Origin of the sequence: uncultured Psychrobacter sp., assembly GCF_947495825.1 — a bacterium.
In the GTDB taxonomy this organism is placed as follows: domain Bacteria; phylum Pseudomonadota; class Gammaproteobacteria; order Pseudomonadales; family Moraxellaceae; genus Psychrobacter.
In genome coordinates this window covers 77,272-87,939 of the sequence record NZ_CANMAH010000013.1, presented here as the reverse complement: position 1 = coordinate 87,939, position 10,668 = coordinate 77,272, and the positions used below count along the sequence as shown (strand labels likewise).

The window sequence follows — 10,668 nt, the reverse complement described above, 5'->3', positions numbered from 1 at the left end:
TAACACCAAGCGAGAAAGAGAGACTTTATTTCAACAAAAACCTCTTAAGTACTGTCTAAAAATATTTGACCACTACAAGTAAACCTTTCGCCTGTAATAGGTTCAATAAATACTATTTCAACATTGGGTTGACTGCTTATAGCCAGTTCTTCAAATCTTGCTATTGCTGTATACTCGTGGTTCTTAGCCATCGGCATCTTTTGTGAATCATAAATCTTAGTCTTACCTTCTTTATCTAATGTACCTTTCAATGTGATTTTTTTGTTATTGTCTCCTTGAAATACCACTTCATAACGCCAAGGTTTTTTAAAATTGACCCATTTGTTAGCCATTAGCTTAGCTTGAAAATAGCAGTTAGAAACTAAAACAGTAGCGCTTTGTCCTGATTTAGTTGGTGTGTAACCCATTTTTTTTCGAGGACTTGCAGACTCCCATGTGTTTGTAGATAAATCTCTTAACTCTATATAGATTGGTTCGCCTTTCTTTATAGTGGCTGATTCAGTCTTTCCATCTTCATTAGTTTTACCGGTTCTTAATACTCTTCCTCTTTTATCTACTATTCTATAATGTGCGTCAATAAAGTCATGTCTACCATTCGAGTTCTTATATTCAAGCTTAAAAGTACCGCTTACAGTTTGTTCACCCACGTTTAATCCCCCGACCTTGTAACTTCAACCCCACTCAATAATTCAGTAGCAAAATGCACTGCTATTTCTTCTGGGTTTTTAGTTTGAAATTGTTGAGTTTCTCCACTAGCATTAGTAATACCTGATACAACTTGCCCGTCTTCTAAAAATGCTACATACTTTATATTTGGTTGAGGTTTTTTATCTGAGTTTAATAATGTGAACTGTGTCGTATATAAAAGGCTATCAGATATTTTTGCCTGCATTAGATTAACCTTATTTAACGAAAGCTCACCCCCACTGCCCCAATCCACCTTACTCGCCTTATACCCTACCTGAGCAGGCGTAATAAACGCCACCTTACCGCCTGATATCTCAATACCGCTCCCTGCCGCTTTTAGGGTCAGCGTATCAGGGGCGATGATCTCAATACTATCGCGGCTATGGATACGCAATACTTGTTCACTATCCAGACGCATCTCATCTTGATGCGCTTGTATGGTCACATCGCCATGGGCGGCGGTATGGGTCTGTGCTTTGTTTGAGTAATAGTGAATGTCGCCTGCGACCAGTTGATTCATCTGCGTTTGGCTATGATGGTGAGTACTACCTGTCGCATGGCTATGCATGCTTTGGGTGCTGGTATACTGACTGTGTTGTCCACTTAATAGGGCTAGATGACGCTGGGAGTCGATCAGTACATGCGGCTGTTGCCATTGTCCAGATTCATTTAATCTGTTGTCGTTGGTGTCTTGGCTGAATTCGGCAAAGGGGGGTTGACTGTCTGCTTTATTGCCGCTTTGCTTGTTACTAGCATTGCCTTCTAGTCCAACTGGCTGATGGGTGTCAGCTAGCTGCGCGTAAGCTTGCTGGTGTTGATCAGCGGTTTGCAGTTTGCTATGACTGTCATGACTCATATGCTGCTTTGATTGACTGCCTGATGTTTGACTGCTGATATGTATGCCTGTGCTACCTTGTACATTGGCGGCGGCTTGGGTTTCTACACTGATGCCCTGTCCACGCGCTTGACTGCGAGTATGGTCGCTATGTTGGTACAGGTGACCGAGGATGAGACTCGACTGGTAGCTGCTGCTATACAGGTTGATTTGCGGACTGTCAGGATGAGCGTCAAACATCAGCTGGTTGTAGCCGTTGATAGCGTGGTCTTTAGTCGCTTCTCCGCTGCGACTGCTATCAATGCTTTGGGTTTTGATGCCGTCGATGGGATACGCATGGCTTTGGTTGATAAACCAAACGGGGCTGGTGGCGTCAATGAAGTCTGTATCACTGGCGATGCGGTTGTGCTGGGCGTCGTCGTTACCCTGCCCATTATGAGTGCTGCCGATGATGATCGGATGGGCGATGTCACCACCAATAAAGTCAATGAGGACGTGCTGTCCGTGACGCAAAGGATGAGTCTGTCCCATGTGATCGGCGACGAGGTGACTGGCGATGGGTATCCAGTGGCTGCTGTCGTCGCTACTATCTTCACTTTGCCAGTGGTAACGGATGTGGGCGCGGTGATTGCGGTCATTATCTACCGCACTACTGCTATTGGTGTCTATGATGCTAGCGCTCATGAGTCCTGTGAGACTGGGATGCGGTACGCCAAGTTTAGTAAGCTGTTCACCAAAAGGAATATGGTGATGATGCGGAAATGGCAGATAGCAAGCGCTGATATGGTGGATGTTTTCATTATCATGTGCATGGTTTTTATTAGGCTGCAAGGTTATCGGGTCAAAGGGCGCATGTCCAAGCCAGTCCGCTGGTATGTGGTTGTTGATACTGTGGTGAATGGAGACTAGGCTTATTGGTTCGGTGACATAAGGATTGCCTTCAATGTCGTGGACGCTGGGTAGACTCAAGTGACGGATATTGCCTGTAAGACTACCTATATTAGCCAATTGCACTTTGCTTTTCTGATAGCGAGTCGCAAGTTTGTCCAGTCCGTTGTCGTTTAGATAGCTATGGCTGTGGATGAAGCATTTATGTATGCTCGGACTGGCGGATTCTATCGTTTGTTCTGTACTACTATGTCCACTATATAGTCCAACGAGGCGGTTGTCGTAGCGGTAAAACTCGCTGTTTTGGATGTGCTGGCCTATTTGTGGGCGTATGGCAGTGATACGATCCTGTCTATCAGCAAGACTGGCCGGGTTTTGGCTTAAGGTACTGTGAATATCACTGGCATCTGGGCGCAAGGCTTCGGCATCATGCGGTAATAAAACCAAGGTATGACGGTCTGTATCATGACGGTAGTAGCCAGTAACACCAAAAAGTGCCAAATACTGAGTTAAGTAAGCCAGATCGGTTTGATTATATTGCACGCTATGCTGAATATGATAGTCGCCAGCGCTACTTAAGCGCTCGTCAATCTCAACGTTTATGTTATATGGGCTAATAATATCTTTGATAAGCTCACTTAGACTTAAATGATGGTGACGGCGGTTGTGACTGCTTAAGCGTAGCTGACTAAGAGCTGGTTCACAGATGATGCGATAAGCGGCCATACCACTGTTGCTACCTAAAGCGATGACTTCGGTGATGATACCATGGCGAATTTGGCTCGGCAGTAGCGTATCATCCGTATGCCAGTGAATAGCAAGACTTTGCCCTAGCCAGCCTTTGGTATCCAGCCCTGCTTGAGGATGTAGCAAGGTGAGGCTGATACGGTAGCCACAATAGAGGGCGAGCTGGCGCTGCTGATAAGATAGCTGACGTTGGTCTTGGTGGTAGGGACTTGGATAGGCGGTGGGCGCTGGCATCAAGGCAGGCTTATCCCAGACGTTATCAGGCAATGGCATGCCGAGCAGACTCTCAACAAGGTCTGCTTGCTGTATCAGACTCATGGCGATATCAGGATGGGCGCCAATAAGTTGCACGTGCCGCTTTGTTTGAGTCCATACCATGAAGTGCCCTTCTCTCTAAGTCCAAGGTTTAAAGTTTAAAACTACGAGGTTTAAATATTTTGTATAGACTACAAGCCAACCGACATCCCAAATCCAATGAACATTCCAAGCAACTGTCTAATTGACAAACGAATCAATAGCTATCATCTGATGACTCTCGTTTGGGCTGAATACCAATCATGTCAGAAATACTGGCAAGCTGATCTTCGTTCTTAATAATATGAGTGAGCCACTGGTCCAGTGGCATATCTGCCCAAGCAATGGCACGGCCAAGTAAAAACGTCACTGGACTGTGCGGCTCATTGGTTGCAAAGTAGTCTTGTATTTGCCCTAATAGTTTGAGTGCTTGCCGGCGGTTGCTTTGATGATCGCGATTGGTAGGATTAAAGCTTGTTGACGTGACGTTTGCTGGAGCAGATGGCTGCCCAGCACTCCTTGATGTCATATCCCCATCACTATTATCATAGTTATTCGCATCAGTTATACCCTCTTGAATGGTTTTATCTGCACCATCAAATTGTTCAGGTATCAAAGGTTGTAAATGCTGTTTGAGTGCGACTAATAAATCAGTCACTGGTGCGAAGACCGGAGCATCCATACCCATTAGAGCATTAAGCTGATCAGTTAAGGTCTGCCACTGATTAGTGATATTACCAAGTTCAGTCATTAATGCTTGTTGCCAAGAATCGCTACTGCTTTTTATGGCTTGGTTATAGTCACTGAGCGTTAACTGATTACTGGCTTCATTATCTGGATTTTGTTGATGCTGCTTATCATGTTCACGAGCAGTTAGATAGTAATTATAATTATAGAGATTGGACTTACTATCAGAGAGAGATAGTTGCTTGAGGTCATTTGTTAGAGTTTTTACAAACCATGATAGCAGGCCTGCTCTGATATCCATACTATCGTCTTCACCATCTAGTGGTGGATACATGGTGAGCCAATACTCATCATTTAATTTCTGTATCAAGCGGAGCCCATGACTAATGCCTGATAGATGATCGGTATGACTGAGCGCATCGACATACCATAGTGCTAGCTTCATATCTTTACTGGTATTAGTCAGCAAATCTGTACATTGAGTTTTCACAAAGTCCCAATCAGCGACTTTGAGTTCAGTGACCCAATTGCCTTGCGCCAGCAGTGGATCATCTTCTTGACGGGCAGCAACGATAGCATCGATGCGTGGGTCAAAGGTCAGGTCTTCACCGACACCTTGATGGGAGTCCACAATAGGCGTGATAAGTGTGCTTATGGGCGTAAGATTCGTATCAGTCATCATGATGCCTCCTGATTCTGACTTTCTTGCGCCATTTGATTGAGAGCCACAATAGCATCGCAGTCGAGACGATAGGCAAAATCATCGTTCTCATCGACGAATACCGTAATCTTTTTCAGTACACTTTGACTATCATCATGAGCAAGTAGCTGACCTGCCAGCTGCGGTAGCAACGTATGACTGATAATAGCGTCCGCATTGCGTGCACCAGAGTCAACCTCATGACAACGCGACAGTATCAGATCAATAACCTCAGGATCGACGATACAAGGAACATCATAATTATCACGAATACGACTCGTGATTTTGTCTAATTTCAAGCGGATAATTTCTGCTAACGTATCATCAGTCAATGGATAGTAAGGTATCACCGTCAGACGTCCCAAAAACGCGGGTTTAAAGGCTTTATACAAATGCGGGTTGATTGCTTGTTTCAGGCTGTCACTACTGGGTAAGCTAAAATTAGTAACAGTAGGATCAGTATTGATACATTGCTGCATAATAGTAGAGGAACCAATATTACTAGTCAGCAAAATAAGAGTATTCTTGAAGTCGATTAAACGTCCTTCGCTATCTTCCATTATTCCTTTATCAAACACTTGATAAAATAAATCCAAGACGTCCGGATGGGCTTTTTCCACCTCATCAAGTAATAGAACACTATAAGGTCGGCGTCTGATGGCCTCAGTCAATACGCCCCCTTCGCCATAACCAACGTAGCCTGGTGGCGAGCCTTTTAAAGACGCTACACTATGAGCTTCTTGATATTCGGACAAGTTAATCGTGATTAGATTACGCTCTCCTCCATATAATACTTCAGATAGTGCCAATGCCGTTTCTGTCTTCCCAACGCCGCTTGGTCCTACTAATAAGAACACGCCTTGCGGACGATTAGGATCATCTAAGCGTGCTTTCGCTGTATGAATACGCTTGACAATAGCGGCAACAGAATGGTCTTGTCCAATGACGCGCTCTTGTAAAGTATCAGCTAAGGTCAATATGTGGTTTTTTTCGTTACCTGCCATATCCGTTAACGGGATACCTGTCCAATCTGAGATAATTTGTTTGATGACCTGACGATCTAGTACCGCATGTATAAGGCGCTCCGCTTCTTGTACTTGTTTTAATTGCTGCTCAATATTTTGGTACTCTGCTTGTTTTTCTAAACGTGCTTTTGCATTAAGAGTATTAGAGTCATCTAGCTCGCTATTCAACTGCTGGTTGAGCGCATCAAGTTGATCATTAAGCTGGCGTTGCTTCTGCCAGCGGCTCGTCGTATCAGAAATGCTTTGTTGATTCGACTGACGCTGCTCGTCGAGTATGGCAATTTTTTGGCTAACTTTTTCTTTTTCATCAACACCCCCAATACGCTCAAGCTGCTGACTCAGATTATTAATGTGTTGCTCTAGCTGTACACCCTTGGCTTTTAGTCGATCAAGCTGATTAGGAATGGCAGTCTTTGATAAGCTCACGCGTGCAGCTGCCGTATCTAAAACGCTTACCGCTTTATCGGGTAGCTGTCTGTCACTGATATAACGTGCTGATAACTCGACCGCAGCTTGTAGCGCATCATCGTCTATTAATATACCGAAATGCTCTTGCATCTTGGCACTCAAACCACGAATCATCGCGACCGCTGTATCGATATCAGGCTCATCTACTTTGACGACTTGGAAGCGGCGCGATAAGGCAGCGTCTTTTTCGAAGTATTTTTTGTACTCTGACCAAGTAGTAGCAGCAATCGTTCTTAGCTCACCACGAGCCAGTGCCGGCTTAAGTAAGTTTGCAGCATCATTTTGACCGGTTTGCCCACCCGCACCAATTAGCGTGTGCGCCTCATCGATGAACAAGATAATTGGGTGCAATGAGGCTTGAACTTCTTTTATGACTTGCTTTAAGCGATTTTCAAACTCCCCTTTAACACTTGCTCCTGCTTGCAGTAGCCCCATGTCGAGACTGCGTATCGTCACATCTTTTAATTGATCAGGGACGTAACCTGCGACTATCTTTTGTGCCAAGCCTTCTACCACAGCAGTTTTACCAACGCCTGCTTCACCCGTCAAGATGGGATTATTTTGGCGACGGCGAATCAAAATATCGATCAGTTGATGAATCTCAAACTCACGACCAATGACTGGGTCTATTTGTTCAGCACTGGCTTTGGCAGTTAGGTCATAAGTATATTTATCCAAGGCAGGTGTGGACTGCTTGGTGGTCTGGCTTATATCTGATTGATCGTGACTGTTATCAGAATCAGTACCATCAAGCTTTGAACCATCAAGTTCACCACTACCGAAATTGGCATTCTCATTTAACGCAGCCTTGTCTGATTTAACTGAGCCACTACCTTCAGTACTACCGAAACATTGGCGCTCATAATCGTCCTTAAAAGTAAAGCGATCGATATACTGTAGCTGCCCCGGCAAGGTTTTGAGGAGCGACTGGTAACGCTCATAAGCCAATAGAACCAATAGTATATGACCTGAGCGAATTTCTAGCGGACTGTTTTTGTTCTCACTTTGTCCATGTAGGCTGCTCGCTAACTCCCACGCATCTTCTAACAAAGCCATTAAGCCTTGACTAAATACAGGCGTTGAGCCTGCTGCCTGACCAAAACCAGTTAGTAAATCTGCTAGCTGTGATAATAGTAGCTGCTGATTAATTTTATTAACTTTTAATATCTGATCCACATCATTATTTGGTGTGGCAATGAGTTCATGTAGTAAATGAATGGTATCGACTTCGCGATGCCCGTTATTGATACAAAGCCTAGCTGCCTGCTGCAAACACTGTCGACAGCTCGGACTTAAACGAGTAATAACAGCTTTTAGTTGGCTCATACATCTCTTCCTTTAGCATGCTCATTTGATTTAAAATTATGTTTATAGACCCAATTTCAATTTTCTAATTGACCACTCTCTCACTGAATTGGCGAAGGTCGAGGCTTGTCTTTCTAAGCTATAATCCACTTATTGAGTTATAACTTTCACTGAATAGGTAACGCATAACGGGTGTCGTCATGATGCTGAGTAGCAGGCTGCGATATTAAAAAGCCACCGCGCCCCAAACCACCAAAACCATCTTCAGATAACGACAAGGGCTTAATATATTGGCGGTCTAGCTCCAGCTGTATCTCAACCGCCAAACACACACCGCACCATTTACGAATAAAATCAATGATGACTTGATACATATCGCCTGCTGGCAACAACCTAAGATAACGCTTAGCATCCAATTGATGAAATACTATCCTAATCTTACTGTCGAACTGCACGGCACGCGCACCGCAAAATGCTGACACGCCAAGCGCTGCATAATGCCCACCGAGTGCTGTCTGCTCGGTAACTGGTAGATCAAACCACTCAGGAACGAACTGCTGAACACTGACCTTGCTATCCAAAAAATGTGACAATACATGTGTTAATTGATCGGCAGTCAGACGCCCTGGGGCAATCATGCCAGCATAGGCAATCAAGCTGTCTATTGCTGTCAATTTCTTGGGCTGACGCGCAAGAGCTCGCAGGCTTAAAAGGTAGCTGTCTTTTTTATCGTTTAATTCATACTGCAACGGCAAGTTATAAAACCAGCTCGCTTGGACATATAAGTCAGTCAGACGATGGTTAAACAAGTCTAAAAATGCCGGTGCCGCTTTATCTTTTGCATGATGTACTCTCGATGCTAGCTGATCGGTATACATCGCTGGTAAGACAGACATTGGGCCTGTCAATCCGATAACCGCTGGGCGCACCTCTAATTGTCTAACCTTTACTTGACTGGCATTTCTTTGATTAACATTGTCGTCCATATTGTCTTGTGCGATTAGCGACATCGACTCAATCTCGGCTTGTGGATACGCCAAAGACAATGATGCACGGTAGCGCACCTCGATAGATGCATGCCCCATACTGGCTTCATGACGAACCAAACGCAGTGCCTGCAATAGATCATAGGCTTGCGGCGTCGCGATTAAATCTGTTAAATAAGAGGACTGAGACCACTGCGTGGCTGACATCTATATATCTCCTCTTTGGTTACGGCATCACTAATGACAACTTCAACAAAGCTATTTAAGCTGGCGTGATAACCAAAAACATGAGCCAGTAAATGGGCAAACTGACGGATACTAACACCAGCAAAGTTTTTTTGATTAATACGAATATCAATCTCGGTTCCACGCACAAATCCTGGTTGTGGCAAACGTTGAATACGCCGAGCTTTAATACTGGTCGCAACAGAGACAATGCCTTCGACCAAAAGTTTATTTGAGGCTGATTGGGTAATGTCGTACAGCGATAGATACTCTTTCATCAGCTCAGCGTCTTGGGCGGCAAGTGATAAAAAGTTTAAACTAATTAGTGATATCAGTCGCCAGCGCTCTTCACCAGTGTATTCAAAACGTGCGGTTCTGGTAGGCTGCTTTAACAATGACAGACTACTAAAGCCTGTCATACCCTCGCTAAACAGATCACCGCGACTTTGACCGAACACCACTTGCGCAGGCAAATCTCTATTGGTGCATAGCAAAGAGGCACTCATACTGACCGCACCTGACAAATCTTCGCGGCTCTTTTCTACAAACATAATCTGATATTCAAAACCCTGCTTAAATTCAGCCATATCCTTATCACGTTTAATATGATAATAACGACCGTCATCTTGCTGCTCATAATGATTCAGCGCATAAAATGGATGATACTCACGCTGTACTAAACGATTATCATTTTGTTTGGACTCTATGACTTTATTGATCTCATAAATTTCATGCTGAAAGAGCGCGCGGGTATCGGGCACTAAATCATAATAGATGGAACGATGAGTTACTTGAATGGGCTTGGCTGCTGCTTTGAATAGGTTTACGACTGGCGTACAAAATAGTTTGATACTGCTTGCACTCAGCTGTTGCAGGTTTTTTAGACGAATGGTGTTCTTTTTATCAAACTTAAAATAACAACGAATCTCAAAACCACTACTATCAATTTTTAGCTCAGGGCAAGCATGACCAAGATTTAAGCGCAGAAAGTTAAATTTTTCTGGAAAATAAAAATATTCTTTTAATAAGGCAGAAGCCGCATTACTCACTCTGTGCGTCGGCAAAATCTGCTGCTCAGGATCGAAGCCAATAATTTCAAACGGACTGCCAACTATTTTATTAACTTGACTACCATGGAGATGAGTTTGTCTGACATCACACCATAATAAGTCCCATAGACTCGTACCTTGACTGGCATCTTCATCTATATATAGATCCAGCGAGTGATCCAGTAATGTTTGATAATCAAAGCTTGGATTAAGACCTTTAAACTTAATACTAATACAACCATTGAGCAGCCCATGCTGATTGTCATACACTTCTTGATGGGTCTCAAAACTAACAGCATCGATCTCGAGTGGTAGCAAGGTAACGTCTTGGGTTGATTGAAACTGACAAGGCGTGCCATTTATTTTTTGAGTGGAGAACGCGGTTTGTTTAGGTACTAAGACAGCCTCACTCATCGCATTGCCCTGTACACCTAGATTAAATTGAGCGATGGATACTGAAGGGAAAGGTTTAAGATAGTCGGGATACACGACTTCCAATAAAGACTCGGTGAAATCTGCGTATGAATCATCCAGCTTTTTATTAATGCGCGCACTAATCAGCGAAAAAGCCTGTATCAACCGTTCGATATGCGGATCATCTACCGTATCGTGCCCCATCAATAGCCTATTTGCTATTTTTGGATATTTTTTGGCAAACTCTTTCGACTGCTTATTGAACAAGCTAAGTTCATGCTCAAAATAAGGAAGTAGACTGTCCATGGTGCCTCAATATGTTTATCGCTGCCATATATACAGATTTAACTGTGACATA

The 10,668-nt window shown here is 43.8% G+C and carries 6 protein-coding genes; all 6 read right to left on the bottom strand.

Annotation, left to right across the window (positions count from 1 at the left end; genetic code table 11):
- Window positions 1-44: 44 nt before the first annotated feature.
- The 6 genes from Q0895_RS12655 to tssF all read right to left on the bottom strand — a co-directional run bounded on the left by Q0895_RS12655 (window position 45) and on the right by tssF (window position 10,616).
- Window positions 45-647: a hypothetical protein gene (locus tag Q0895_RS12655; RefSeq protein WP_299189522.1), complete on the bottom strand. Its 603-nt coding sequence runs from the start codon at window positions 645-647 to the stop codon at window positions 45-47.
- Between the two features lie 2 nt (window positions 648-649).
- Window positions 650-3,535: a DUF2345 domain-containing protein gene (locus Q0895_RS12650; protein WP_299189519.1), complete on the bottom strand. Its 2,886-nt coding sequence runs from the start codon at window positions 3,533-3,535 to the stop codon at window positions 650-652.
- A 133-nt stretch (window positions 3,536-3,668) separates the two neighbouring features.
- Window positions 3,669-4,820 (bottom strand): type VI secretion system protein TssA, encoded by a 1,152-nt coding sequence (gene tssA / locus Q0895_RS12645; RefSeq protein WP_299189516.1) that lies wholly within the window; start codon window positions 4,818-4,820, stop codon window positions 3,669-3,671.
- The gene (gene tssH / locus Q0895_RS12640; RefSeq protein WP_299189514.1) at window positions 4,817-7,657 is read right to left on the bottom strand and encodes a type VI secretion system ATPase TssH; all 2,841 of its coding nucleotides are present in this window, start codon (window positions 7,655-7,657) and stop codon (window positions 4,817-4,819) included. The genes tssA and tssH overlap by 4 nt, the downstream gene beginning before the upstream one ends.
- A gap of 146 nt (window positions 7,658-7,803) precedes the next feature.
- Window positions 7,804-8,829 carry a type VI secretion system baseplate subunit TssG gene (gene tssG, locus Q0895_RS12635; RefSeq protein ID WP_299189512.1) on the bottom strand — a complete coding sequence of 342 codons (1,026 nt, stop codon included), beginning with the start codon at window positions 8,827-8,829 and terminating at the stop codon, window positions 7,804-7,806.
- Window positions 8,793-10,616 carry a type VI secretion system baseplate subunit TssF gene (tssF, locus tag Q0895_RS12630; RefSeq protein ID WP_299189510.1) on the bottom strand — a complete coding sequence of 608 codons (1,824 nt, stop codon included), beginning with the start codon at window positions 10,614-10,616 and terminating at the stop codon, window positions 8,793-8,795. Before tssF ends, tssG begins: the two co-directional genes overlap by 37 nt.
- Window positions 10,617-10,668 lie beyond the last annotated feature (52 nt).